Here is a 574-nt window from a genome sequence, read left to right on the forward strand (position 1 = left end):
AGTAACAATTTGAATTAAATCTTCGACCAACTCTTGATTATCTGTCTTTGGAGTATTGTCGATAACCTCAATCTTTGTTCCGTATTTAGCAAATAAATTTTCCAAGAGTTCAAATCCGAATCGTAATAACCTATCTTTGTATAAAACTACAACCCTATCTACTTTGTAATTTAGGACTAAATCAATAACATCATTTAACCCTTTTTTGTTGTAGTTTATACCACTACCTATATCTTTCACAATCTTAAATGGATTACCTTGAGACAGTAAGTATGATTCCATGTTTTCCACTTGTCTCTGCAAATCATCCTTTTGCTTATGAGAAGATACTCGACAGTAGCCGATAGTTATTCTCGATTCTGATTCAGGAGAATGTAAACCAAGAAAATATTCAAGTTGTTGTTGAGAGTAATAACGGTGTCCAGAAGGTGCAGTATATTGAGGATTTAATTTATTTGTCTTATCCCAATTTCTTAAAGTCTGAACTGTTACTCCGATTTCTTTTGCGAATTGACCAATACTGTATTTTTTCATACATTTCATTCTCCTTTGAATTAGTGGATAATTCTATTAT

At 31.7% G+C, this 574-nt stretch carries 1 protein-coding gene; it reads right to left on the reverse strand.

The genetic code is table 11. The features are described 5' to 3' along the window. Positions 1-534, reverse strand: a 534-nt coding sequence (locus KGI01_RS13725) for an IS607 family transposase (protein ID WP_170214805.1), incomplete at its 3' end; no start/stop codon positions are given. Between the last annotated feature and the right edge of the window lie 40 nt (positions 535-574).

Origin of the sequence: Kurthia gibsonii (genome assembly GCF_006539985.1) — a bacterium.
GTDB lineage: Bacteria > Bacillota > Bacilli > Bacillales_A > Planococcaceae > Kurthia > Kurthia gibsonii.